Here is a 23,310-nt window from a genome sequence, read left to right as displayed (position 1 = left end):
GGCTCCGTGGATTTCCTCCCTCTCCCGCTGGCGGGAGAGGGCCGGGGTGAGGGTGCCCCGCCCATCACCCACATCGCCATCGTCGCCACCCCCGCATCAGCAACCTAGACGAATTCCAGCCGCTGAAGAACGTGCCCGGCGTCACGCTGAGCTGGGCGCGCACGCCCGCCGCGCTGCACGGCGCCGACACCATCGTGCTGCCCGGCAGCAAGGCCACCGCGGCCGATCTGGCCTGGCTGCGCGCGCAAGGGCTGGATGCCGCCATCGCCGCCCACGCCGCGACAGGCGGGCGCGTGCTGGGCGTCTGCGGCGGCCTGCAGATGCTGGGCGAGGCGTTGATCGACGTGCACGGCGTTGAAAGCCAGGGCAACGCCCCCGGCCTGGGCCTGCTGCCGCTGGTCACCAGCTTCGAGCCGCAGAAAACCGTGCGTCGGACCACGACGCGCTTTGGTGAACTGGCGGGCGCTTGGGGGCGCTGTCGGGCGTGCCCGTGAGCGGCTACGAAATCCACAGCGGCCAGACCGCCCAGCACCCGGCCATGGCGGCCAAGGGCGACGTGGCGCGCGAAGTCATCCCCGGCCTGGCCTGGCAGAACGCCGCCGGCAACGTGATGGGCTGCTACCTGCACGGCCTGTTCGAGGACGCGGCGGTGCTGCGCGCGCTGTTCGGTGCGCGGGCGCCGTCGCTCGATGACGTGTTCGACCGCCTGGTCGATACGCTGGCGCAGGCCTGCGCCCCCGGCGTGCTCGACGCGCTGATCGCGCCCTGAAATTTCCTGTCATTCCCAAAGAAGCGATGTCCCTGAATCTCCCCCTGTGCCCGACCTGCACGACCCCGCGCTCGCCGCCGCCCTGCGCCACAAGATCGACCGCAAGACCGTGCCCCACGGCGCCCTGGGCCGGCTGGCGGCCCTGGCCGAGCGGCTGGGCGCGATCCTGGGCACGACCGAGCCGCGCCTCGACAAGCCACAGCTGGTGGTGTTCGCCGCCGACCACGGCATCGCGGCGCGCGGCGTGTCGGCCTACCCGAGCGACGTGACGGGGCAGATGGTGGGCAACTTTGTGGCCGGCGGCGCGGCGGTGAGCGTGCTGGCGCGCCAGCACGGCATCGCGCAGACGGTGGTCGATTGCGGCGTGCGGCGCGACTTCGACGCCGCGCCGGGCCTGCACACCGCCAAGATTGCGCCCGGCACGGCGGATTGCTCCGTCGGCCCGGCGATGAGCGCCGCGCAATGCGGGCAGGCCCTGGCCAACGGCATCGAACTGGTGAAGGGGCTGCCCGGCAATGCGCTGCTGCTGGGCGAGATGGGCATCGGCAACACCAGCCCCGCGGCGCTGCTGACGGCGCGGCTGGGCGGCATCGACGTGGCCGAGGTGACGGGCGCCGGCACGGGCTCGACGCGGCCGGCATCGCGCGCAAGACCGCGGTGCTGCGCGAGGCGCTGGCCGCCAACGCGGGCGCCACCGCGCCGCTGGCCGTGCTGGCCGCGCTGGGCGGCTTCGAGATCGCCACCATGGTGGGCAGCGTGTTGCAGGCCGCGAGCGAGCGGCGCGTGGTGGTGGTCGATGGCTTCATCGCCAGTGCCGCCGTGCTGGTGGCATCGAAGATCGCGCCGCACGTGCTGCAGCGCTGCGTGTTCGCGCACCGCAGCGACGAGCGCGGCCACGCGCGCCTGCTGCAATTGCTGGGGGCCGAGCCGCTGATCGACATGGGTCTGCGCGTGGGCGAGGGCAGCGGCGCGGCACTGGCCTGGCCGCTGCTGGTGAGCGCGTGCGCGATCCTGAACGAAATGGCCAGCTTCGAGTCGGCCGGTGTGTCGGACAAGGCCTGAGCGCGGCTACCATGCACGCGCCCGCCCCGGGCATGGAATGAGCCTGATGAAAAGAACGCTGAAACGAATCGGCCTCGGCCTGCTGCTGGTGGTGATCCTCGCCACCGCGGGCGTGTGGTTCAGCCTGGACAAGGAAACGCGCGGCCTGCTCGCCACCGTGCCCACCAACCGCGACCTGCTGTTCTGGAGCGTGCCGCAGCGCGATGCGGCCTTCCGCGCGCTGGACCGCATCCCGCTGCTGGCCAAGTGGCACACCATCGTGCCCGGCGCCAGCCCGCGGCCCTTGCCGCCCGGCCCGCCGCTGAAGCTGCCGCTGGACGTTGACGCCTACATGGCCGGCCAGCGCAGCGCGGCGCTGCTGATCGTGCAGGTCGGCCAGCTGCGGCTGGAGCGCTACGGCCTGGGCTTCGACGGCGACGGCCGCTGGACCAGCTTCTCGGTCGCCAAGTCGTTTACTTCCACCCTGGTCGGCGCGGCGCTGCGCGATGGCGCCATCAAAAGCATGGACGACAAGGTCAGTGCCTACGTGCCGGAGCTGAAGGGCTCGGCCTACGACGACGTGAGCGTGGCCCAGCTGCTCAGCATGACCTCGGGCGTGCAGTGGAACGAGGACTACGGCGACCCCCACTCCGACGTAGCCCGCTTCAACAACCACCAGCCCGAACCCGGCGCCGACGCGCTGCTGAGCTACCTGCGCCGCCTGCCACGCGCCGCGCCGCCCGGCACGCGCTGGAACTACAGCACCGGCGAGACCAATCTGATCGGCATCCTGGTCAGCCAGGCCACGGGCAAGCCGCTGGCGCAATACCTGCAGGAAAAGATCTGGCAACCCGCCGGCATGGCCGCGCCCGCCACCTGGCTGCTGAGCAAGACCGGCCGCGAGATCAGCGGCTGCTGCATTCAGGCGGCGCCGCGCGACTACGCGCGCTTTGGCCAGTTCATCCTGGAAGGCGCGCGGGTGAGCGGCGAGCCAGCCGCCGGGTCGCTCCCAGGGCCGGGTGCGGCTCCCTTGGGGGCCGCACAGCAGGCGCCGCCGCGGAGCGTGGGGGCCTTCACTCGATCGTGCCCGAGGGCTGGCTCGAACAGGCCACGTACAAGCAGGCCGACATCGGCGTGCCCGGGCGCGGCTATGGCTACCAATGGTGGACGTATGACGACGGCAGCTTCAGCGCGCGCGGCATCTTCGGGCAGGGCATCTTCATCGATCCGAAGCGGCAACTGGTGATCGTCGCCAACGCCAACTGGGCCGGTGGCGCGCTCGACGCCACCGCCATGGCCGCGCGCGAGGCCTTCTACCGCGCGGTGCAGCAGGCGATCGATCAGGAAGCGGCAGGGCGCTGAAACGCGCCGTGTCCGAGCTGTCCAGCCCATGACCGCACTGCGTCACTTCCTGCTCGCCCTGCAGTTTTTCACCCGCATTCCGGTCACCGGGCGGCTGGCCGCGTGGGTGGGCTACAGCCCGGCCATGTTGCACGCCAGCAGCGCTCACTTTCCGGGCGTGGGCTGGGTGGTGGGCGGCGTGGCGGCGCTGGTGATGGCGGGCGCGCTGGCCTGGCTGCCGGCGGGGCCGCTGGGCGCGCTGGTGGCGGCCGTGCTGGCGACCATCGCCACGGTGTGGATCACCGGCGCCTTCCATGAGGACGGCCTGGCCGACACCGCCGACGGCCTGGGCGGCGGGCTGACGCGCGAGCGGGCGCTGGAGATCATGAAGGACTCGCGCATCGGCAGCTACGGCACCGTGGCGCTGCTGCTGGCCCTGGTGCTGAAGGTGGCGCTGCTGGCGCTGATCGCCCAGCGCGGCGCCTGGCCGGCGGCGGCGGCGCTGCTGGCCGCCCATGCGCTGTCGCGGCTGGCGCCGCTGGTGGTGATGCGTTCGCTGCCCTACGTGAGCGACGCCGCCCACGCCAAGGCCAAGCCCATCGCCGAGGCGGTGACGGGGCGCGGCTTCGGCATCGGGTGTTTGTGGTCGATTCCGGCGCTGGCGCTCATCTGGCAAGCGCAGGGTGCTCTTGGTCTGATAGCGTCGCTGCTGCTGTGGGCGGCGGCGCTGGCGTTCATGCTGCGGCTGCTGCGGCGGCGCCTGCAGGGCTTCACCGGCGACACGCTGGGGGCCACGCAGCAGGTGTGTGAACTGGCGCTGTACCTGGGCTTCGCGCTGGCATGGCCGTGATGCGCCAGGCCACGCTCTGGCTTGCGCGCCATGCGCCGGTGCTGGCCGAAAGTGGGCTGTGCTACGGCGCCACCGACTTGCGGGCCGACGACATCGAGACGCGCGCAGCGGCCGAGGCCCTGGCGGCGCGGCTGCCGCGAGGGCTCACCGTGCTGACCTCGCCGCTACAGCGTTGTGAGCGCCTCGCGCTGGCTCTGCAAGGGCTGCGGCCCGATCTGGTGCTGCAAACCGATGCCCGGCTGCGCGAGATGGACTTCGGCAGTTGGGAGGGCCGCCGCTGGGCCGACATTCCGCGCGCCGAATTCGACCGCTGGCTGGCCGGGTTTGCCGACACGCCACCGGCGGCGGGCGCCGAGACGGTGCGGGCACTGATGGAGCGCGTCGGCGCGGCGTGGGACGACTGGCGTGCCAGCGGGGCCGATGCGCTGTGGGTTACCCACGCCGGCGTGATGCGTGCGGCGCTGCTGCTGTCGCGCGGCGTGCGGGTGCCGGGCAGCGCGGCGGGCTGGCCGGCCGAGGCGCTGCCGTTCGGCGAGCTGATGGTTTTGCGCTCGGCGGGGTAGGGCGGCTTGGGCGCGCGGGCAGCGCGGGTGTCGTCGACGCGCTTCCCATCGCGGGCAAGCCCGCTCCCGACGGGTCAGGGTTGCATCGAAAGACAGTGGCATTAATGGGGAGTATATGATTTCAGCGCCCATCACATCAGCGGCAGAGGCATGATGCATTGGGAGTATGTGGTGGAGCCGCTTTCGCAGGAGCGGCCTGGGCCGCGATGCGGCGCGTTCCCTCTGACCTGCTCCATCGCCGGCATCAAGTCGTCAACAAGCTTGCGCACCTCAGCGCGCAGCGCTAGCATCACTGGATGCAATCACAGTATTCTCTGTTCGCCGACGAGGCTGTGCAACTGGTGCACGACGCCGAAGGCGGCATCCGCTACCACCCGGCCTGCGTGCCCGAAGAGGTGGTGGCCGGCTGGTTTGCCGCATTGCTGCCGCTGGTGCCCTGGCGCAGCGAGCGGCGGCCGATGTACGACCGCATCGTCGATGTGCCGCGCCTGATGGCCAGCGTGGCCCTGAACGACCCCGAGCGCCCCGCCTGCATCGACGCCGCGCTGGCCGCCGTGCAGGCCGTGGCGCCGGCGCCTTACACGCGCGCCGGGCTCAACCTGTACCGCGACGGGCGCGACAGCGTGGCCATGCACAACGACCGCATCCACGACCTGGCGCCAGGCCAGCCCATCGCCATCCTGTCGCTGGGCGCGGCGCGCGACATGCTGATCAAGCCCAAGCGCGGGGGCAGTGCGCAGCGGGTGCGGCTGGCGCCGGGCAGCGTGCTGGTGATGAGCCACGCGGCGCAGCGCACGCACGACCACGGCATTCCCAAATGCAGCGCGCCGCTGGGGCCGCGCATCAGCCTGGCGTTCAGGGTGCGGGGGTTCAGGGTGCCGGCGTTCCACCGGCGGGCGGCTGAGTCAGGCGGTCGCCGTGCGGCTCTGTTCCAGCAGGCCGACCGCCGCCATCAGCAGCGCGCGCACCTGCGCCCGGTCGCGCGCATCCAGCTGCAGCAGCGGTACGCGGCTGTGGGCGGGCACGTGGGGCGGGGGATCAGGCAGTCGTCGTAGATGCTGAGGGGCCGGTCTGGCTGGCGGTCGGCATGCGTCACGCCCACCACCAGCGGCAGCGGCCGCTGGCCCAGGCGCTCGGCGATGTTGCGCATGTACAGGGCCAGGTCGCGCTCGGGGTGGGGCGCGGCGTGGTTGACGAGCACGATGGCCGCCTTGGCCTGCTCCAGCAGGATGTCCCACATGAAGTCGAAGCGGTCCTGGCCCGGCGCGCCGTACAGGCGCAGCTTGTCGTTGCCTGGCAGGTGCAGCACGCCGACGTCCATCGACACCGTGGTGGTGGCCTTGAGATGGCGCGTGGCGTCGGTGGCGCGTGCCTCGGTATGCACCACCTCGATGTCGGACAGCGTGTGGATGGCGGTGGTCTTGCCCGCGCCCACCGGCCCCATGAACAACACACTCCATTCAGCCATGCAGCAATCCCTGGTGCGGGTGCCAAACGGCACGCCGGAAGTCATACGAAATCATCACAGCCGATTCCAGGGTGGCGGGCCGCGCAACGGCCCCGCCGGCGGTGCCCTCGCGCCGCCAGAGCGTGACATTCACACGCCACGCGCCGAATCGTCCAGCCCGCGCAGGCTGGCTTCCACGGCGGCGGCGGTGGCCAGCGGCTTTTCCATGGGGAACAGGTGCGAGCCGTCCAGCATCATCACGCGGCCTTGCGTGAGCTCGGCGATCGAATCCAGTCCGCCCGCCTGCTTCATCTCGACCGAGGCCAGGCCGCCGACGAAGGCCACCGGGCATTGCAGCGGGTGTTCGCGCAGGAGCGCGCCGATCTGGTGCGGCAGCGTGTCGTAGATGGCGGATTCGACCTCGCGGTCGAAGGCCAGGCGCCAGGTGCCATCGGCGTCGAAGGTGCCGTGGTCGACGTAATCGTGCAGCACCTGTTCGTGCCAGGCGGCAAACATCTTCTTGCCGCGGAAGTGCTCGAACACGGCCTCGCGGCTTTCCCACTGGTCGCGCCGGCGGCGGCTGACCAGGCTGGGCGAGAGGCGCTTCATCAGCGCCGTGCGCTTGACCACGCCCATGGCGCCGGCGCGCCAGCCGGCGATGAGGGGCGAATCCAGCATCAGCACGCCGCGCGCCAGCGTGGGGTGGCGCGCCGCGCACATCAGGCTCAGGATGCCGCCCAGCGAATGGCCCACCAGCCACAGCGGCTGGCCGCCCGCTTCCTGCTGGCGCTGGGCGGCGAAGTCGGCCAGCTGGCGCACCAGGTGCGGCCAGCTGTCGGTGACGGGATAGGCGGGGTCGTGGCCGTATTTCTCGATGGCGCTGACCTGGTAGCCGCGCGCGCGCAGGCTGTCGAGCATGACGCGGTAGGTGCTGGCCGGAAAGCTGTTGCCGTGAGAGAAGACGATGGCGGACATGAACGAGACACTGCAAGGCGAAAGGTCGAACCCTGGATTACACCGCATCGGCCGGGGCGCTGGCTGCGGCCATGTTTCAATGCCGTCTTTCTTTCCACCCCGCCATGCCACGTCGCCCGCCCTTCGCACCCCCGCGCCCGCAACCGCGCTGGAGCGCGCTGCCCGTGGGCCACTGGCGCTGGTGGTATGCGGTGGTGGGCGTGGCGCTGTCGCTGGGGCTGCTGTTCGCGCTGGTGCTGCTGGGCTGGGTGGGCGTGTGGGGGCAGGTGGCGCAGTTCCTGATGTTCATCGCGGTGGCGCTGGCGGTGCCGTGGGCCATCGGCCGGCGCGCCCTGGCGGCAGACTGGGGCTGGGTGCCGGCGCGGCCGTGGCGCACGGCGGTGGTGGTGGCGGTGCTCGCGGTGGTCACCTTCGCCGTGGTCGAGGCCATCGAGGCCGTCGACCCCGCCGCCGCGCAGGCCTCGGCCACCGTGATGCGCAGCTTCGGCCTGGGGCACGACACGGTGTTCGACCTGGCGCTGGTGCTGTGCATCGTGGCCCTGGCACCGCTGGGCGAGGAGCTGCTGTTCCGCGGCCTCATCTACCGCAGCCTGCGCGATGGCCTGGCGCGGCATGGGCCGCTGGGCTGGGGCGTGGCCGTGGGCGCGGCGGTGTCGGCCGGGCTGTTTGCCTGGGCGCACGGCGGCGAGGGGCAGGCCCAGCAACTGTGGCAACTGGTGGGCGTGGGCCTGGTGCTGGTGCTGGCGTACGAGCTTACGGGCTCGATCAGCGCGCCGATCCTGCTGCACAGCCTGAACAACACGCTGGCGCTGGCCACGGGCCTGGCGCGCTACCCCGATGTGCGCCTGGCACAGCCCTGGATCGAGGCCCTGGCCTGGGCCGGGCCGCTGCTCACCTTGCTATCAATACTGTTGCTGGCAGCGCTTTACCGGCGCGCGCTGCGGCCCGATTTGGCTTGAAATTCAGATCAGCCGCTCGTCGGCCTGGGTGATCTTCTTCAGCGGCGGGTGGCGCGTCGAGCACACCTTGAGCGGCACGTCGGTCGCTTCGCCGTTCCATTGCGGGTCCTCGATGCTGTCGAACACCTGGCGCAGGCGCTGGCCCCAGCTCTTGTGCAGCATCTCGAAGTAGGGGTTCTCCTGGTCGATGCAGACCACGCGGTCGCTGGCCAGCGCACCCGCTTCGTACACCACCAGGTCGAGCGGCAGGCCGACCGACAGGTTGGACATCATGGTCGAATCCATCGACACCAGCGCGCACTTGGTGGCTTCGTCCAGCGGCATCTCGGGCTCGACCACGCGGTCGAGCACGGGCTTGCCGTATTTCGATTCGCCGATCTGGAAGAACGGCGTCTCGGTGGTGGCCTCGATGAAGTTGCCGGCCGAATACACCAGGAACAGGCGCATGCCTTCACCCGCGATCTGCCCGCCCAGGATCAGCGACACGTTGAATTCGAGCCCCGCCTGCCGCAGCGCCGCGCCGTCGCGCTGGTTGATGTGGCGCACCGCCGCGCCCAGCACCTGGGCGGCGTCGAACATGCTGCGGGCGTTCCAGATCGTGATCGGGTCGCCGCTCTCCGGGTCTCGCACGGATTCGGTCTGCAGGATCTCGCGCACCGACTGCGAGATCGACAGGTTGCCGGCCGACAGCATCACCATGAAGCGGTCGCCGGCGCGTTCGTAGATCAGCATCTTGCGGAAGGTGCTGATGGCGTCGACACCCGCATTGGTGCGCGAATCCGACAGGAACACCATGCCTGCGTTGACTTTGATGGCGCAGCAGTAGGTCATTTTGCTATGGAGTATGTAGCTGCTTGCGCCCGTCAGGCCTTGGCTGCAAGCGATTTGAGCTGGTAAAGCGCGTCCAGGGCGTCGCGCGGGCTCAGGGCATCGGGGTCGATGCGGGCGAGGGCGGATTCTACGGCGCTGGGCTCGGCCGGCGCGGCGGCGGGCGGCGGCGCGAACAGATCGACCTGTGCCTGGCTGGCGCTGGCGCCTTGCTCCAGCGCGCTCAGCACATGCCGCGCATGGTTGACCACCGGCGCCGGCACGCCGGCCAGTCGCGCCACCTGGATGCCGTAGCTGCGGCTGGCCGGGCCGGGCTGCAGCTCGTGCAGGAACACGATGTCGTGACCGCTTTCGGCGGCGGCCACGTGCACGTTGACGGCCGCGTGGTGCGTGCCCGGAAACTCGGTCAGCTCGAAATAGTGCGTGGCGAACAGCGTGAAGCACTGCAGCCTGTCGTGCAGCTGCGCCGCGATGCCGCTGGCCAGCGCCAGGCCGTCGAAGGTGCTGGTGCCGCGGCCGATCTCGTCCATCAGCACCAGCGATTCGCGCGTGGCCGTGTGCAGGATCTGCGCCGCCTCGGTCATCTCGAGCATGAAGGTGGACTGCGCGTTGGCCAGGTCGTCGGCGGCGCCGATGCGGGTGTGGATGGCGTCGATGGGGCCGAGGCGGCAGCTCTGCGCCGGCACGTACGAGCCCATCGACGCCAGCAGCACGATCAGCGCCACCTGCCGCATGTAGGTGCTCTTGCCACCCATGTTGGGGCCGGTGATGACCTGCATGCGGGTCTTGGGGCCGAGCACCGTATCGTTGGCGATGAAGGGCGTGCCGCTGGTCTCGGCCAGGCGCGCTTCGACCACCGGGTGGCGGCCGGCGCGGATCTCGATGCAGGGTTCGCGCACGAATTGCGGCGCGCACCAGTTCAGCGTGAGCGAGCGCTCGGCCAGCGCGCTCAGCGCATCCAGCGCCGCGATGGCGCGGGCAAAGCGGGTGAGCTGCGGCACGTGCGGCTGCAGTTCGGCCAGCAGGTGCTCGTACAGCCATTTCTCGCGCGCCAGGGCGCGCTCCTGCGCGCTCAGGGCCTTGTCCTCGAAGGCCTTGAGTTCGGGCGTGATGAAGCGCTCGGCGTTCTTCAGCGTCTGGCGGCGGCGGTAGTCGTCGGGCACTTTCGAGGCCTGGCCTTGCGTGACCTCGATGTAGAAGCCGTGCACCTTGTTGAACTGCACGCGCAGGTTATGGATGCCGGTGCGCTGGCGCTCGCGCGCTTCCAGGTCGATCAGGAAGGCGTCGCAGTTTTCCGAGATGGCGCGCAGTTCGTCCAGTTCGGCGTCCAGCCCCGGCGCGATCACGCCACCGTCGCGGATCAGCGCCGCGGGTTCGTCGAGCAGCGCGGTGCGCAGCAGATCGAGCGCTTCGGCGGGCGGTGCCAGGTCGGCGGAGATTTGAGCCAAAGTGGCTCTGGCGCCCGTCCCACCAGCGCCAGAAGCTCATGTTTTTGTAGTGCGTGGCGCAACGCCACCAACTCGCGCGGGCGCACCTGGTTCAAGGCCAGGCGGGCGCTGATGCGCTCCACGTCGCTGGTGCCCTTGAGCTGCGCGCGCAGCTTCTGCCACAAGTCGTCGCGCAGCGCGCCGATGGCCTGCAGGCGCGCGCTGGCCTGGGCCCGGTCGCGCGCGGGCGCCAGCAGCCAGCTTTTCAGCAGGCGGCTGCCCATGCCGGTCATGCAGGTGTCGAGCAGCGAGAACACGGTGGGTGCGTCCTCGCCGCGCAGCGTCTGTACCAGTTCCAGGTTGCGGCGCGTGGTGGCGGGCAGGTCGATTAGCTCACCCGGCCGCTCGACCATCACGCCGCGCACGTGCGTCAGCGCGCGGCCCTGCGTGTGCTCGGCATACGTGAGCAGCGCGGCGGCGGCGGCGTGGGCGTGGGGCAGGTCTTCGGCGTTCCAGGCGGCCAGGCTGGCGGTCTGCAACTGCGCCAGCAGCTTGCGGCGGCCCAGGGCGGCGTCGAACTGGAATTCGGGCCGGTGGGTGAGGGCGGGTGCGCGGCCCGCGGCGGGGCGCACGTCCTTCAGGCGCTGCTCGAAGGCGGGCGTGGCGTCCTGGGGCAGCAGCAGCTCGCTGGGCGCCACGCGCTCCAGCCAGCCGGGCAGTTCGTCGGCCGCGCATTCGGCCAGGTGCACCTGGCCCTGCGTTACCGCCAGCCAGGCCAGGCCGCAGCGGTTGCGTGGCCCCGCGTGCAAGGCCAGCAGGATGGATTCGCTCTTGTCGCTCAGCAGTTCGCTGTCTGTCAGCGTGCCGGGCGTGACCACGCGCACCACCTTGCGCTCCACCGGGCCTTTGCTGGTGGCCACGTCGCCCACCTGCTCGCAGATGGCCACCGATTCGCCCAGCTTGATCAGGCGCGCCAGATAGCCTTCGACCGAATGGAAGGGCACGCCCGCCATCGGAATCGGTTGCCCGGCCGACTGGCCGCGCGTGGTGAGCGTGATGTCGAGCAGCGCCGCGGCTCGTTCGGCGTCGGCGTAGAACATCTCGTAGAAGTCACCCATGCGGTAGAACAGCAGGGTGTCAGGGAAGTCGGCCTTCAGGCGCAGATACTGCGCCATCATCGGCGTGTGGGCGGCGCCGGCGCTGGGGGCTTGTGCGGCGGGGGTGGGTTCTGGCGGTACGGCTCTGCTCATGTCACGGCCCGGCCGGGCGGGGCCGGCGCTGATGTGGCCGGCCCACCGGCGTGGATTTTTCGCGGCATCTTACGCTGCGCGCCGGCGGTGGCGCCACGCGGCGGCAGCGTCTGGCAGCCACACAAAGCCGCCCGGTTTGAAATCGGGACAAGTGCCCCTATATGTGGGGGCATGAGTCACGAAATCAAAGGAAACATCACCCTCCCCGAATGGCCGAACTACGACGGCGAATCGATTTGCATGCAGGACGCGAGCTACCACACGCCGTGCTGGCGCCACTGGCTGAACCGCCAGAAGGTTTCGGGCATGCCCGACCTGACCTGGGACGAACTGCATGGCCTGTGGACCGAGACCTTCGGCGCCGTCGAGACGGCCGCGCCCAAGAACACCAGCGTGGCCGCGATCGAACGCCTGCTGCAAAAGCCCCCGCGCCAGCCAGCCGATGGGCGTGCGCACGGCAGAGGCGGCGCCCGCCTGACGCTGCCCAGCACGCCCTTCGTGGGCAGCTTCTACACCCAGGGCAAGCCATCGTGACCATGGCTTGAGGCAGGAAGGGCTCGATCCGTGAGCAAGGCCTTCACCCGCGAGACCGATGGCGGCGACGATGATGACGACATCGCACTGCCGCCGCTGCCTGTGGGCGGCAAGAACTACATCACGCCGCAGGGCTATGCGCGCCTGCGCGGCGAATTGCTGACGCTGATCGACGACGAGCGGCCGAAGGTGGTGGAGACCGTGCACTGGGCGGCCAAGAACGGCGACCGCAGCGAGAACGGCGACTACCTGTACGGCAAGAAGCGCCTGCGCGAGATCGACCGCCGCATCCGCTTTCTGACCAAGCGGCTGGAGGTGGCCGAGGTGACCGACCCGAGCGTGCACCATGGCGGCGAGCAGGTGTTCTTCGGCGCGCGCGTGACCTATGCCGATGACGACAGCGCCGAGCGCAGCGTCACCATCAAGGGCATCGACGAGGTGGACAACAGCCAGGGCGAGGTGAGTTGGATCAGCCCCATCGCCCGCACCCTGCTGCGCGCGCGCGTGGGCGACGTGCTGCAACTGCCGACGCCCGCGGGCGTGAAGGAGATCGAGGTGCTGGCGGTGGCGTACCCGGCGCCGGCCGGGCCGGCGTAGCGACGCAGGCTGCAGGCTGCGTGGGAATTCTCTCCGCCGAACATCTCATGGGGAGTATAGGCTTGTTGCGCCCGTCACACGGGCGCTAGCGGCCAGGTAGTTGGGGAGTATGTGCGGAATCAACCCGCCGCCGGCATGATGCGCGCCGCGCGCAGCACCGACTGCGTGCGCCGCAGGTGGCGCAGCACGGTGTCGAGGTGCTCGCGGTCGCGCACGGTGATGACGAAGCGCAGGTCCAGCGCGTCCTGCGCGGCTTCGTCGGTCATGCCCATGTGCACGATGTCGGCCTCGGCCGCGGCCATGGCGGCGGCCACGCGGGCCAGCACGCCCTTGCCGTTGACCACGGTGACGACCACGCCGACCTCGAAGTTGCGCACCGGCTCGTCGGCCCAGGCCACGGTGATGAAGCGCTCGGCGTCCTTGTTCTGCAGGCGGCGCGCCACGGCGCAGTCGTCGGTGTGCACCACCAGGCCTTCGCCGCGGCCCAGGTAGCCCAGCACGCCGTCGCCGGGGATGGGGCGGCAGCAGGTGGCGTACTTCACCGTGGTGTTGGGCGCGCCGTCCAGGATCACGGCGCCTTGCGACAGGTTCTCGTGCGCCGTGTAGCGCGCGTGGGTCAGCATCAGCGCGTCGGGCCGCACGCCGCTGGCCGCCAGCATGGTGACCAGGCGCTTGGCCACCATGTTGGCGCTGCGCTTGCCCAGGCCGATGTCGGTCATCATTTCCTCGCGCGTGCGGTTGCCGGTGAAGCGCAGCAGCTTGTCCCACAGCGGCTTGTCGGTTTCCTCCTGGCCGGGCGGCTGGCCCACGCCTTCGGCGCGCAGCGCCTGCGCCAGCAGCTTCTCGCCCAGTTCGCGCGACTCGTTCTGCGCCAGCCCCTTCAGGTGACTGCGGATGCGCGAGCGAGCGCGGCCTGTGCGCACGAAGCCCAGCCACGCCGGGTTGGGGGTGGAGACGGGCGCGGTGATGATCTCGATCACGTCGCCGTTGTGCAGCTCGGTGCGCAGCGGCACCTGCTCGCCATTGACCTTGGCGGCCACGGCGTGGTCACCGATGTTGCTGTGGATGGCGTAGGCGAAATCGACCACCGTGGCGCCCTGCGGCAGCGCCATGATCTGGCCCTTGGGCGTGAACATGTAGACCGCGTCGGGCACGAGATCGACCTTGATGTGCTCCCAGAACTCGGTGGCGTCGCGCGTCTCGTTCTGGATGTCGAGCAGCGACTGCAGCCACTTGGTGCCCAGCTCGTCGCCGCCCTCGGTCTTGCCGGCCTTGTACAGCCAGTGCGCGGCCACGCCGGCCTCGGCCACCAGGTCCATGGCGTCGGTGCGGATCTGGAACTCGATGTTGATGCTGGCCGGCCCCACCAGCGTGGTGTGCAGCGACTGGTAGCCGTTGACCTTGGGGATGGCGATGTAGTCCTTGAAGCGGCCCGGCACCGGCTTGTACAGCTGGTGCAGCAGGCCCAGCGCGGTGTAGCAGCTGATGGTGTTGAGCAGCACCACGCGCACGCCGTACAAATCGTTCACCTGCGCGAACGACAGGTGCTTGTCGTCCATCTTGCGGTAGATGGAGTAGAGCGTCTTCTCGCGGCCGATGATGTGCGCCGTCAGGCCGGCATCGGTCAGCGCGGCCAGCACCTCGGCCTGCACCTTCTGGATCAGGTCGCGCCGGCGCTGGCGCGCCTTGTGCACGGCCTTGGCCAGCACCACGTAGCGCCACGGCTTGAGGTGGCGGAAGGCCAGGTCCTGCAGCTCGCGGTAGGCCTGGTTCAGGCCCAGGCGGTGGGCGATGGGGGCGTAGATCTCGATGGTTTCGGTGCTGATGCGGCCCCATTTGCTGCGCGGCATGTCGCCTATGGTGCGCATGTTGTGCAGGCGGTCGGCCAGCTTGACCAGGATCACGCGCACGTCGCGCGCCATGGCCAGCAGCATCTTGCGGAAGGATTCGGCCTGGCCTTCCTCGCGCGTGCTGAACTGCAATTTGTCGAGCTTGGTGAGGCCATCGACCAGCTCGGCCACCGGGGCGCCGAACTCCTCCACCAGGTCGGCCTTGGTCACGCCGCAGTCTTCCATCGCGTCGTGCAGCAGCGCGGCCATCAGGGCGTGGGCGTCCAGCTTCCATTCGGTGCATTGCGCCGCCACGGCGATGGGGTGGGTGATGTAGGGCTCGCCGCTGTGGCGCAACTGGCCCAGATGCGCCTGGTCGGCAAAGCGGTAGGCGCGGCGCACCAGTTCGACGTCGGCCGGATCCAGGTAATCGAGCTTGGCCTCGAGTGCGGCAAAGCTGGCAGCGGCGGCGTTGGCGGCGGCCATGGGCTGCTCGATGATCGGCGGCATGACGGATCCCATGGCCCCTAATTTAACCGGGCTGTCACCAATTTGTGCAGCTGCAACGAGAAAGGCGCCCGCGGGGCGCCTTTGCTGGGCTGGAAGCGACAGGCGCTGGCAGCCGTTGAGCGGTGCTCGGTAACTTTCAGGGCACTTTCTTGAGCATTTCCAGGCCCACCTTGCCGGCGGCGATCTCGCGCAGCGCGGTCACGCCGGGTTTGTTGCGCGTTTCGATCTTGGGCGTGTGGCCCTGGCTCAGCATGCGGGCGCGGTAGGTGGCGGCCAGCACCAGCTGGAAACGGTTGGGGATCTGCTCGAGGCAGTCTTCGACAGTGATGCGGGCCATGGGGGCGGTCTCTCCGGGAGGTGTCAGGCGATGCCGAGGGCTTGAAGGTGTCGGCGCGGGCGCTTTTCTGGGCGATGTAGCGCAGGCGCTGCGCGTGAACAATGGTTTTCAGGTCGAAAAGCGCACGTTCAAATACCTCATTGATTATAACGAAGTCGAAGTGCTGGGCCTGCGCCAGCTCTTCGCGGGCATTGGCCAGCCGCAGTTCGATCACGTCGGGCGCGTCCTCGCCGCGGCGGGTCAGGCGCGAGCGCAGTTCTTCCCAGCTGGGCGGCAGCACGAACACCAGGATGGCGTCGGGAAACAGCTTCTGGATCTGCAGCGCGCCCTGCCAGTCGATCTCCAGCACCACGTCGCCGCCGGCGGCGATGCGCGCCTCGATGGCCTGGCGCGAGGTGCCGTAGCGGTTGCCGTGCACCAGCGCCCATTCGAGGAAGTCGCCGGCGGCGATCTTGGCGTCGAACGCCTCGTTGCTGATGAAGAAGTACTCGCGGCCGTCCTTCTCTTGCCCGCGCGGCGCGCGCGTGGTGTGCGAGATGGAGGGCGCCACGCCGGCGTCGACCTCCAGCAGCGCATTGACCAGGGTGGATTTGCCCGATCCGCTGGGCGCAGCGACGACGAAGAGATTGCCAGGATGGTCCATAGGTGGTGGGCGCGAGCAGCTATTGATTCAGGAGTGGCCGTGCCACCCGATGGCGCGGATTTTAGCGATGGCGCCCGAACACCAGCAGCAGGTTGTTGGCCGGCAGGGCGTGGCGCTGGGTGAGCTGCAGCCCCGCCGCCTGCGCCGTGCGCTGCACCTCGTCCAGCTGGCGCAAGCCCCAGGCGGGGCGGCGGCGGCGCAAGTCGGCGTCGAAGGCCAGGTTGCTGGGGGCGGTGGGCACGCCGTGCTCGATGAAGGGGCCGTACACCACCAGGTGCCCCTCGGGCGCGAGGTGACGGGCGGCGCCGGCCATCAACCCGGCGCAGCAAGGCCAGGGGCTGATGTGCAGCAGGTTGGCGGCGTAGACCAGGTCGAACGGCTCGGCAAACGGCTCGCCGTCGGACGGCCAGGGGCGTCCAGCACATCCAGCCGCCGCGGCCGGGCGACGTTGGTGGCGCCGGTCTGCAAGGCCCAGCCACGGATGGTGCCGAAGCCTGCGTCGTCCACGTCGGTCGGTTGCCAGTGCCAGCCGGGCAGGGCGGCGGCGAAATGCGCGACGTGCTGGCCGGTGCCGCTGGCAATCTCCAGCGCCCGGCCTTCGGCGCCCAGCAGGCCGCGCAGCACGGCCAGGATGGGGCCCTGGTTGCGCTCGGCGGCGGGGCTGTGGGGCAGGGTGGGCATGTGATGGGTTTCAGGTGTTTTTGGCCTCTGGCGCTTATCCAGTAAGCGCAAGCAGCTATATAAAGTGTAGTGATCCGTGGTCAGCGGCAGTGCACCATCCCCTCGGCAGGGGCGGCATCGCCCGTGATGGGGTGCAGCGTGGCGCCGCCTCGGGCGCCGGTGCCATGCGTTCGCGGATGACGATGCCGCTGCCGTCGGCCTCGTCCGGCTTCGACGACATGGCATCGATGCCCGCACCGATCGCCTTGCCCGTCAGGCTGACGCCGGTGGACACCACCGCGCCGGTGACCGAGATGGCGGCACCGGCGGTGGCGCTGGCCACGGCGCAACCTTCGGCCAGCCAGGTGGACGCGAGCAGCACTGCGCACAGGGCCGCGCGCGGGCCGGCCTGCTTCATGCGCCCGTGGTGCTGGCCGTCACGCCGCCCTGGCGCACCTGGGCGGCGATGTCGAGCGAGCGCAGGCGCAGCGCCGGGTCGTAGAGGTCGCAGGTGAAGATCATCTCGTCGCAGCCGGTCTCGGCGGCCAGCGCCTGCAGGCCCTGGCGCACGGTGTCTGGCGAGCCGATGACGGCGCAGGCCAGGAAGTCGGCGATGCCGGCCTTCTCCTGCGCGCTCAGGCGCTCGAAGAAGCCCTCCTGCGGCGGCTGCAGCAGCCCGCGCGCGCCACGCAGGATGCCCAGCACGCGCTGGAAGATGCTGCTGGCCAGGTAGGTGGCTTCCGCGTCGCTGGGCGCGGCCACCAGCGGCACGCCGATCATCACGTAAGGCTTTTCGCACTGGGCCGAGGGCTTGAAGCCGCGCCGGTACACCTCGATCGCCTGCAGCAGCATGGCCGGCGCGAAATGCGAGGCGAAGGCGTAGGGCAGGCCGCGCTCGGCCGCCAGCTGGGCGCTGAACAGGCTGGAGCCCAGCAGCCAGATGGGCACCTGCGTGCCGGCGCCGGGGTTGGCGATCAGCTTCTGGCCCGCCCTGGGCTCGCCCAGCAGGTGCTGCAGCTCGGCCACGTCGCGCGGGAAGTCGTCCACCGTCTCCACGCGGTCGCGGCGCAGCGCGCGCATGGTCATCGGGTCGGTGCCGGGGGCGCGACCCAGGCCCAGGTCGATGCGGCCGGGGTACAGCTCGGCCAGGGTACCGAAGCTCTCGGCCACCGTCAGCGGCGGGTGGTTGGGCAGCATCACCCCGCCCGAGCCGACGCGGATGCGCTGCGTGCCGCCGGCAATGTGGCCCACCAGCACGGCGGTGGCCGAACTGGCGATGCCCGCCATGTTGTGGTGCTCGGCCAGCCAGTAACGGGTGAAGCCCAGGCGCTCGGCGTGCTGCGCGGTCTGCAGCGACACGGCCAGCGCGTCGGCCACGCTGTGGCCCTCGCGCACCGGCACCAGGTCGAGCATGGAGAAGGCGATGTCTTTCAGTGCTTTGGTCATGCCCGTATTGTGGTGCGTTCGCGCCCGGCCTGCAGGCGGTGGGTGGGCAGTGCGCCGGCTGCCGACCATCGTCGCCGGGCCGCAACAGCTGTCATTTTTGCCGGCCACACTCGGTTTGATGCACGTCAAAGAAGCAGCGGCTGAAAGTTGAAGATTGCAACTGATGGTCGTAACATTTCAACTGTTGAATAGTTCAACTTGTCAAGAGGGGAGCCCTTCAGATGCCATCAGCCACCGACCGAACCGCAGCCAGCGTCCCCGGCGCTCGACTGCCTTGTTTGCCCTGTGCCCCTGCGGCGTCCTGCCGCTTCTCGCCCCTTGTCTGAAACCGAATCGAGGAGATTCACACATGAGTACCGTCGCCGCTTCCGCCGGCAATAGCCAGGCCGTCGCCTTCAAGGGCAACGACAAGCTGCTGTTCGGCATGATCATGGGCGTGATCGCGTTCTGGCTGTTTGCCCAGACCACGCTCAACATCGCGCCCGACATGCAGAAGGACCTCGGCATCGAGGCCAACCTGATGAACATCGCCGTGGCCATCACGTCCCTGTTCTCGGGGATGTTCATCGTGGTGATGGGCGGCCTGGCCGACCGCATCGGGCGCGTGCGCATCATGAACCTGGGTTTCATCCTCAGCATCGTGGGTGCGCTGATGATCGCCCTGACGCCCACGGGCGCCATGTCCACCCCGTTCCTGATGCTCGGCCGCGCCATCCAGGGCGTGTCGGCGGCCTGCATCATGCCCGCCAGCCTGGCCTTGGTGAAGACCTATTGGGACGGCGCCGAACGCCAGCGTGCGGTGTCGATGTGGTCGATCGGCTCGTGGGGCGGCTCGGGCCTGTGCGCGCTGTTCGGCGGCCTGATGACGCAGAACTTCGGCTGGCGCTCGATCTTCTTTGCCTGTGCGGCGGTGTCCGTGCTGGGCATGCTGATGATCCGCGGCACGCCCGAGAGCAAGGTCGACAGCGACGGCAACGCCACGCTTGACTTGGCCGGCATCGTGACCTTCATGGTCGGCATGGTGGGCCTGCAGATCGTGATCACGCAAGGCAACAAGCTCGGCTGGACGAGCCCCTTCATCCTGACGGCTGCTGCCTTGACCGTGGTGGCTGGCGTGCTGTTCTTCATGGCCGAAGGCAAGGCCGGCAAGCCGTTCATCGACTTCAAGCTGTTCGACAACAAGATCTTCACCGGCGCCACCATCTCCAACTTCATGCTCAACGGCGTGGCCGGCATGCTGATCGTGTCGCTGCAGCTGGTGCAGCTGGGTGGCAACATGAACGCGCAACAGGCCGGCATGCTGACGCTGGGCTACGCCATCGCCATCATCGCCTTCATACGCGTGGGTGAAAAGTTGCTGCAGCGCTTCGGCTCGCGCAAACCCATGATGTGGGGTTGCCTGATCACGGGCCTGTCGATCATCCTGCTGATGCCCACCAACCTCATGCTGGGCGACTACAAGGTTCTGGCCGTGATCGCCTACATCCTGTTCGGCATTGGCCTGGCCTTCTACGCCACGCCTTCGACCGACGCCGCGCTGTCCAACCTGCCCGCCGCACAGGCCGGCTCGGGCTCGGGCATCTACAAGATGGCTTCTTCGCTCGGTGGCGCCTTCGGCGTGGCCATCTCGGCGGCCATCTTCACGGCCCTGCGCGCCAACAACGACAGCATCCACTGGCTGGAAGGCGTGATCACCTTCGTCGGCCGCCAGGACAACGTGGCCATCCGCGAGGCCGCCATCATCGCCCTCGGCTTCAACCTGCTGATGGTGGTGTTCGCCATGATCTCGATCATGCTCACCATCCCGAAAGGCAAGAAGGCCTGATGGCCTGACCGGCTCGCGCCGCCATGGCGCGAGCCCATTCCATAAACATCGATTCCAGGAGATAGACCAATGACCGCCATCCTTGAAAAAGTGAACGCTGACAAGGGCAAGATCGAAAGCCACTTCCACTACCTGCATCAGAACCCGGGCGTGGCCTTCGAGGAGCAGACCGCTGCCACCTACATCGCCGGCAAGCTGCGCGAATGGGGGTACGAAGTGACCGAGGGCATCGGCAAGACGGGCGTCGTCGGCCAGCTCAAGGTGGGCGACGGCAAGGCCCGCATCGGGCTGCGCGCCGACACCGATGCCCTGCCGGTGCAGGAGGGTTCCGACCTGCCGTACAAGAGCAAGATCGAAGGCAAGTCGCACATGTGCGGGCACGATGCGCACAGCGCCATGCTGCTGGGCGCGGCCGAATACCTGGCGAAGACGAAGAACTTCAACGGCACGCTGAACGTGATCTTCCAGCCCGCCGAGGAGGTGATGGCCGGCGCGCCCGCCATGATCGCCGACGGCCTGTTCGAGAAGTTTCCGATGGACGTGATCTTCGGCATGCACAACATGCCCGGCCTGCCGGTGGGCAAGCTGCACTTCACCGGCGGCCCGATCATGGCCGCGGTGGACAACTGGGAGATCGAACTCACCGGCGTCGGCAGCCACGGCTCCATGCCCGAAAAGAGCATCGACCCGCTGGTGGCCGGCGCGGCGCTGGTGATGTCGCTGCAGACCATCGTCTCGCGCAACGTGGCGCCGATGGACGCCGCCGTCGTCAGCGTCGGGGCGTTCCTGGCGGGCAACGCGGGCAACGTGATCCCGCAGAACGCCATCCTGCGCATGAGCACCCGCACCCGCAAGCCCGAGACGCGCCAGATGGTGCTGGACAAGATCCGCTCCATCACCAAGGCCACGGCCGAGGCGTACAACGTCAAGTTCGAGATCCGCGAGGGCCAGCCGGGCGCCATCCTGATCAACGACGAGGCCAACACCGACAAATGCATCGACATCGCGCGGCAGGTGCTGGGCGACGACAACGTCGTCACGCCTGGCCCCACCTTCATGGGCAGCGAGGACTTCGCCTTCTACGCCCAGAAGGTGCCGGGCGTGTACTGCTTCGTCGGCAACGGCGACACGCCCAACGTGCACCACCCGATGTACGTGTTCGACCAGAAGAACCTGCCGGTCGGTGCGGCGTACTGGGTGGCGGTGGCTGAGGCCTACCTGAAGTGAACCCCGGACGGTCGATTCCTGCACGGTAATCGCCTCCCGGCCGGCCGCCGCGCCCTGCGCGGCGGCCGGCCGTGCCAAGATGGCGCGATGAACACCCCGAAAAAGCCGGCCAGGCCTGGTGGTGCGGCGCGCCGTGCCACGGTTCAGAAGCGCTACCTGACCTACAAGCTCGACCTGATCAAGACGCTGGCCACCAAGGCCGCCGACGCCTATTACGTCGAGGCCAGCGGCATGCGGGTGCGCGAGCTGCGCCTGCTGCGCCTGGTGCACGACACGCCCGGCGTGGCCGCGACCGAGCTGCGGCACCGGCTGGTGCTGGACAAGACCCTGCTGTCGAAGAACCTGGCCGATCTGGAAAAACGCGGCCTGATCGAGCGCGAGACCGACCCGCACGACAACCGCGTGCAGCGCCTGCATCTCAGCGCCGAAGGCCTGCGCGTGTGGCGCGAGTGCGAGCGCATCGGCCGCCGGCTGGAGGCCGAGATGTTTGCCGACATGCCCGAGGACGACTGGCACCGCCTGCACGATCTGCTCGACAGCGCGCTGGCCTCGCTCGACCGCTGGCGTGCCGAGCACGGAGGGCGAGGCACCTAACCCGAAGTCTGGGCACGCGCCTTGAGCTGCGCGCCCGGCACCACGAAGTTGCCCGCCCCCAGGTGGTGCGGCGTTCGCCATGCGGGCGGCGTGTCGTCCAGCGGGCGGAACTTGCCGCCTTCGAAGGCGCGCTCATCCACCCACGCCGCCACCGCCTCGCCGATGAACAGGTCGTGCGCCTGCTGGAGGTGCGGCTCGGGGATCAGGCGGCATTCCAGCCAGCCGATGCAGCCGGCCACCAGCGGCGCGTCGATCACCGAGGCGGCGTGGTGCGCGATGCCGAAGGCGGCGAACTTGTCCTGGCCCGGCAGTTCACGCCCGCTGATGCTGCCCACGGTGAACACCAGATCGGCCTGCGCCACGCAGGGCACGCCGATAGCGAAGCTGCCACTGGCTTCGAGCAGTTCGCGCGTGAAGCTGGCCTTGTCGAGGCACACCGCCACCTTGGCGGGGCTGAAGTCCAGCGCCATGTTCCAGGCGCAGGCCATCACGTCGCGTCGCCCGGCGTGCGCGGCGCTGACCAGGACCGAGGCACCGGTGTTCAGCAGCCGGTAGGCGTGCTTCAGTTCCAGGGGTGGGCGGTGTCGGGCAGGGCGGGTGTCATGGCCGCGAGCTTAGCGGCAGCCGATAAGATGCCGCGCTCAAGCTCGCATCGCCTCATGAACCACGCAGCCCCCGTCCTCGAAGTCCTGCCGCGCGACCTGTCGGCCTACCGCGTCGGCAACACCGGCATCCCGTTTGTGCACCGTTTCGACAGCGGCCGGCCCGGCCCGCACGTGCTGATCAACGCGCTGACGCACGGCAACGAGATCTGCGGCATGGTGGCCGCCACGCACCTGCTGGATACGGGCGTGCGGCCGAAGATCGGCACGCTCATCGTCAGCCTGGCGCACGTCGAGGCCTACGAGGCCTTCCGCCACGACGAACCCTTCGCCAACCGGCAACTGGTGCACAACCTCAACCGCATCTGGTCCGACGAGTGGCTGGACGGCCCCGAGCACAGCCCCGAGCTGCGCCGTGCGCGCGAACTGCGCCCGGTGGTCGCGGCGGCCGACCACATCCTGGACATCCATTCCACCAGCCAGGCCGTGGCGCCGTTCTGGGTCTACCCCGGCTTCGAGCGCAACGCGCGCGCGGCCCTGGCCATCGGCGCGCTGGACCGCGTGACCACGCATCTGGTGATGCCCGCCGGCCTGGGCAGCGGCACGCCGCTGATCCAGCACGGCCGCCACGGCCGGGCCGACGGTGGCGCCGGCGTGGCGCTGGTGGCCGAATGCGGCCAGCACTTCCTGCAGGCCTCGGCCGACCTGGCGACGGCGGTCACGCTCGACTTCCTGGCGTACTTCGGCCTGGTCGACGCGCCGTCGCACGCCGCGGCGCCGGCTGCAAGGCAGCGGCGCTTTCAGCTGCTGCAGACCTGCATGGTGCGCACGCCCGACTTCCGCTTCGTGCGCCCGCTGGTGGGCTTCGAGACCTTCGCCCTGGGCGAGCTGATCGCCAACGACGGCGATGCGGGCGAAATCCGCGCGCCGTGCGACGACTGCACCGTGCTCATGCCCACGCGCCAGCCCATCGTGGGGCGCGAGGCGGTGTACCTGACGCGGCCGATCCTGGCCAATGGCTGACACCGGTCGACACAGATTTTATGAAAGAAATAG

At 69.5% G+C, this 23,310-nt stretch carries 19 protein-coding genes and 5 pseudogenes; 13 read left to right on the top strand and 11 right to left on the bottom strand.

The features are described from left to right. Positions 1–72 precede the first annotated feature (72 nt). From H0I39_RS00935 to H0I39_RS00910, 6 genes and pseudogenes are all read left to right on the top strand, one after another. Positions 73–769 (top strand): annotated as a pseudogene (locus H0I39_RS00935) (cobyric acid synthase); the annotation flags it as partial. A gap of 1 nt (position 770) precedes the next feature. Then, positions 771–1,831: pseudogene (gene cobT, locus H0I39_RS00930) on the top strand (nicotinate-nucleotide--dimethylbenzimidazole phosphoribosyltransferase). Positions 1,832–1,877: 46 nt separating this feature from the next. Continuing rightward, on the top strand, positions 1,878–3,056 hold the full coding sequence (locus H0I39_RS00925; protein WP_257645540.1) for a serine hydrolase domain-containing protein: 1,179 nt from the start codon (positions 1,878–1,880) through the stop codon (positions 3,054–3,056). A 144-nt stretch (positions 3,057–3,200) separates the two neighbouring features. Then, a complete protein-coding gene (locus H0I39_RS00920; RefSeq protein WP_180549252.1) occupies positions 3,201–4,001 on the top strand; it encodes an adenosylcobinamide-GDP ribazoletransferase in 801 nt (266 codons plus the stop codon). Further along, positions 3,992–4,564, top strand: a complete 573-nt coding sequence (locus tag H0I39_RS00915; RefSeq protein ID WP_257645539.1) for a histidine phosphatase family protein — start codon at positions 3,992–3,994, stop codon at positions 4,562–4,564. The genes H0I39_RS00920 and H0I39_RS00915 overlap by 10 nt, the downstream gene beginning before the upstream one ends. A gap of 296 nt (positions 4,565–4,860) precedes the next feature. Continuing rightward, a complete protein-coding gene (locus tag H0I39_RS00910) occupies positions 4,861–5,619 on the top strand; it encodes an alpha-ketoglutarate-dependent dioxygenase AlkB (protein WP_180549251.1) in 759 nt (252 codons plus the stop codon). Here the strand turns inward: H0I39_RS00910 and H0I39_RS00905 are convergent. Together H0I39_RS00905 and H0I39_RS00900 are read right to left on the bottom strand one after the other, a co-directional pair. Continuing rightward, positions 5,517–6,032 (bottom strand): GTP-binding protein, encoded by a 516-nt coding sequence (locus H0I39_RS00905; RefSeq protein WP_180549250.1) that lies wholly within the window; start codon positions 6,030–6,032, stop codon positions 5,517–5,519. The genes H0I39_RS00910 and H0I39_RS00905 overlap by 103 nt on opposite strands. A 129-nt stretch (positions 6,033–6,161) precedes the next feature. Continuing rightward, entirely contained in the window at positions 6,162–6,986 is an 825-nt protein-coding gene (locus H0I39_RS00900) for an alpha/beta fold hydrolase (protein WP_180549249.1), read from the bottom strand. A gap of 104 nt (positions 6,987–7,090) precedes the next feature. On the opposite strand from H0I39_RS00900, the gene H0I39_RS00895 reads away from it, so the two are divergent. Further along, complete coding sequence (locus H0I39_RS00895; protein ID WP_180549248.1) at positions 7,091–7,945, top strand: CPBP family intramembrane glutamic endopeptidase; 855 nt, start codon at positions 7,091–7,093, stop codon at positions 7,943–7,945. A 3-nt stretch (positions 7,946–7,948) separates the two neighbouring features. On the opposite strand, the gene H0I39_RS00890 is transcribed toward H0I39_RS00895, so the two are convergent. Together H0I39_RS00890 and mutS are read right to left on the bottom strand one after the other, a co-directional pair. Next, positions 7,949–8,776 (bottom strand): proteasome-type protease, encoded by an 828-nt coding sequence (locus H0I39_RS00890; RefSeq protein WP_180549247.1) that lies wholly within the window; start codon positions 8,774–8,776, stop codon positions 7,949–7,951. A gap of 32 nt (positions 8,777–8,808) precedes the next feature. After that, a pseudogene (gene mutS, locus H0I39_RS00885) lies at positions 8,809–11,450 on the bottom strand (DNA mismatch repair protein MutS). 171 nt (positions 11,451–11,621) lie between these two features. Here mutS and H0I39_RS00880 point away from each other — a divergent pair. Together H0I39_RS00880 and greB are read left to right on the top strand one after the other, a co-directional pair. Continuing rightward, on the top strand, positions 11,622–11,984 hold the full coding sequence (locus H0I39_RS00880) for a hypothetical protein (RefSeq protein ID WP_180549246.1): 363 nt from the start codon (positions 11,622–11,624) through the stop codon (positions 11,982–11,984). 30 nt (positions 11,985–12,014) lie between these two features. Then, the gene (gene greB, locus H0I39_RS00875) at positions 12,015–12,581 is read left to right on the top strand and encodes a transcription elongation factor GreB (RefSeq protein WP_180549245.1); all 567 of its coding nucleotides are present in this window, start codon (positions 12,015–12,017) and stop codon (positions 12,579–12,581) included. 119 nt (positions 12,582–12,700) lie between these two features. Here greB and H0I39_RS00870 read toward each other — a convergent pair whose 3' ends face one another. The 6 genes and pseudogenes from H0I39_RS00870 to H0I39_RS00845 form a co-directional block, all read right to left on the bottom strand. Then, positions 12,701–14,920, bottom strand: a complete 2,220-nt coding sequence (locus H0I39_RS00870; RefSeq protein WP_257645538.1) for a RelA/SpoT family protein — start codon at positions 14,918–14,920, stop codon at positions 12,701–12,703. A 136-nt stretch (positions 14,921–15,056) separates the two neighbouring features. Continuing rightward, complete coding sequence (rpoZ, locus tag H0I39_RS00865) at positions 15,057–15,257, bottom strand: DNA-directed RNA polymerase subunit omega (RefSeq protein ID WP_180551632.1); 201 nt, start codon at positions 15,255–15,257, stop codon at positions 15,057–15,059. Positions 15,258–15,297: 40 nt separating this feature from the next. Further along, positions 15,298–15,900, bottom strand: a pseudogene (gmk, locus tag H0I39_RS00860) (guanylate kinase); the annotation flags it as partial. A gap of 61 nt (positions 15,901–15,961) precedes the next feature. Beyond that, a pseudogene (locus tag H0I39_RS00855) lies at positions 15,962–16,581 on the bottom strand (DUF938 domain-containing protein). 55 nt (positions 16,582–16,636) lie between these two features. Further along, positions 16,637–16,978 carry a hypothetical protein gene (locus H0I39_RS00850; protein ID WP_180549243.1) on the bottom strand — a complete coding sequence of 114 codons (342 nt, stop codon included), beginning with the start codon at positions 16,976–16,978 and terminating at the stop codon, positions 16,637–16,639. Beyond that, the gene (locus H0I39_RS00845) at positions 16,975–18,006 is read right to left on the bottom strand and encodes an LLM class flavin-dependent oxidoreductase (protein ID WP_180549242.1); all 1,032 of its coding nucleotides are present in this window, start codon (positions 18,004–18,006) and stop codon (positions 16,975–16,977) included. Before H0I39_RS00845 ends, H0I39_RS00850 begins: the two co-directional genes overlap by 4 nt. Positions 18,007–18,355: 349 nt before the next feature. Between H0I39_RS00845 and H0I39_RS00840 the strand changes: the two genes are divergently transcribed. The 3 genes from H0I39_RS00840 (at position 18,356) to H0I39_RS00830 (ending at position 21,652) form a co-directional block, all read left to right on the top strand. Continuing rightward, positions 18,356–19,831: an MFS transporter gene (locus H0I39_RS00840; RefSeq protein WP_180549241.1), complete on the top strand. Its 1,476-nt coding sequence runs from the start codon at positions 18,356–18,358 to the stop codon at positions 19,829–19,831. Positions 19,832–19,900: 69 nt separating this feature from the next. Next, on the top strand, positions 19,901–21,058 hold the full coding sequence (locus tag H0I39_RS00835) for a M20 aminoacylase family protein (protein ID WP_180549240.1): 1,158 nt from the start codon (positions 19,901–19,903) through the stop codon (positions 21,056–21,058). 87 nt (positions 21,059–21,145) lie between these two features. After that, positions 21,146–21,652 (top strand): MarR family winged helix-turn-helix transcriptional regulator, encoded by a 507-nt coding sequence (locus H0I39_RS00830; protein ID WP_180549239.1) that lies wholly within the window; start codon positions 21,146–21,148, stop codon positions 21,650–21,652. On the opposite strand, the gene H0I39_RS00825 is transcribed toward H0I39_RS00830, so the two are convergent. Beyond that, entirely contained in the window at positions 21,649–22,176 is a 528-nt protein-coding gene (locus tag H0I39_RS00825; RefSeq protein WP_373368327.1) for a flavin reductase family protein, read from the bottom strand. The genes H0I39_RS00830 and H0I39_RS00825 overlap by 4 nt on opposite strands. Positions 22,177–22,311: 135 nt before the next feature. Here H0I39_RS00825 and H0I39_RS00820 point away from each other — a divergent pair, with 135 nt between their 5' ends. Then, positions 22,312–23,277: a M14 family metallopeptidase gene (locus H0I39_RS00820; protein WP_180549238.1), complete on the top strand. Its 966-nt coding sequence runs from the start codon at positions 22,312–22,314 to the stop codon at positions 23,275–23,277. Positions 23,278–23,310 lie beyond the last annotated feature (33 nt).

The organism is Ottowia beijingensis (assembly GCF_013423955.1).
Taxonomy (GTDB): domain Bacteria; phylum Pseudomonadota; class Gammaproteobacteria; order Burkholderiales; family Burkholderiaceae_C; genus Ottowia; species Ottowia beijingensis.
Note: the sequence above shows the minus strand (reverse complement) of the source record. Positions and strands in the feature narration are given on the sequence as shown.

Excerpts from the sequence above, each read along its gene's own strand:
- H0I39_RS00880 (WP_180549246.1), top strand. The coding sequence starts at position 11,622 with ATGAGTCACGAAATCAAAGGAAACATCACCCTCCCCGAATGGCCGAAC.
- H0I39_RS00890 (WP_180549247.1), bottom strand. The coding sequence starts at position 8,776 with ATGACCTACTGCTGCGCCATCAAAGTCAACGCAGGCATGGTGTTCCTG.
- H0I39_RS00925 (WP_257645540.1), top strand. The coding sequence starts at position 1,878 with ATGAAAAGAACGCTGAAACGAATCGGCCTCGGCCTGCTGCTGGTGGTG.
- H0I39_RS00915 (WP_257645539.1), top strand. The coding sequence starts at position 3,992 with ATGGCCGTGATGCGCCAGGCCACGCTCTGGCTTGCGCGCCATGCGCCG.
- H0I39_RS00920 (WP_180549252.1), top strand. The coding sequence starts at position 3,201 with ATGACCGCACTGCGTCACTTCCTGCTCGCCCTGCAGTTTTTCACCCGC.
- H0I39_RS00900 (WP_180549249.1), bottom strand. The coding sequence starts at position 6,986 with ATGTCCGCCATCGTCTTCTCTCACGGCAACAGCTTTCCGGCCAGCACC.
- H0I39_RS00830 (WP_180549239.1), top strand. The coding sequence starts at position 21,146 with ATGAACACCCCGAAAAAGCCGGCCAGGCCTGGTGGTGCGGCGCGCCGT.
- H0I39_RS00845 (WP_180549242.1), bottom strand. The coding sequence starts at position 18,006 with ATGACCAAAGCACTGAAAGACATCGCCTTCTCCATGCTCGACCTGGTG.
- H0I39_RS00820 (WP_180549238.1), top strand. The coding sequence starts at position 22,312 with ATGAACCACGCAGCCCCCGTCCTCGAAGTCCTGCCGCGCGACCTGTCG.
- H0I39_RS00850 (WP_180549243.1), bottom strand. The coding sequence starts at position 16,978 with ATGAAGCAGGCCGGCCCGCGCGCGGCCCTGTGCGCAGTGCTGCTCGCG.
- H0I39_RS00840 (WP_180549241.1), top strand. The coding sequence starts at position 18,356 with ATGAGTACCGTCGCCGCTTCCGCCGGCAATAGCCAGGCCGTCGCCTTC.
- H0I39_RS00895 (WP_180549248.1), top strand. The coding sequence starts at position 7,091 with ATGCCACGTCGCCCGCCCTTCGCACCCCCGCGCCCGCAACCGCGCTGG.
- H0I39_RS00910 (WP_180549251.1), top strand. The coding sequence starts at position 4,861 with ATGCAATCACAGTATTCTCTGTTCGCCGACGAGGCTGTGCAACTGGTG.
- H0I39_RS00905 (WP_180549250.1), bottom strand. The coding sequence starts at position 6,032 with ATGGCTGAATGGAGTGTGTTGTTCATGGGGCCGGTGGGCGCGGGCAAG.
- rpoZ (WP_180551632.1), bottom strand. The coding sequence starts at position 15,257 with ATGGCCCGCATCACTGTCGAAGACTGCCTCGAGCAGATCCCCAACCGT.
- H0I39_RS00870 (WP_257645538.1), bottom strand. The coding sequence starts at position 14,920 with ATGCCGCCGATCATCGAGCAGCCCATGGCCGCCGCCAACGCCGCCGCT.
- H0I39_RS00835 (WP_180549240.1), top strand. The coding sequence starts at position 19,901 with ATGACCGCCATCCTTGAAAAAGTGAACGCTGACAAGGGCAAGATCGAA.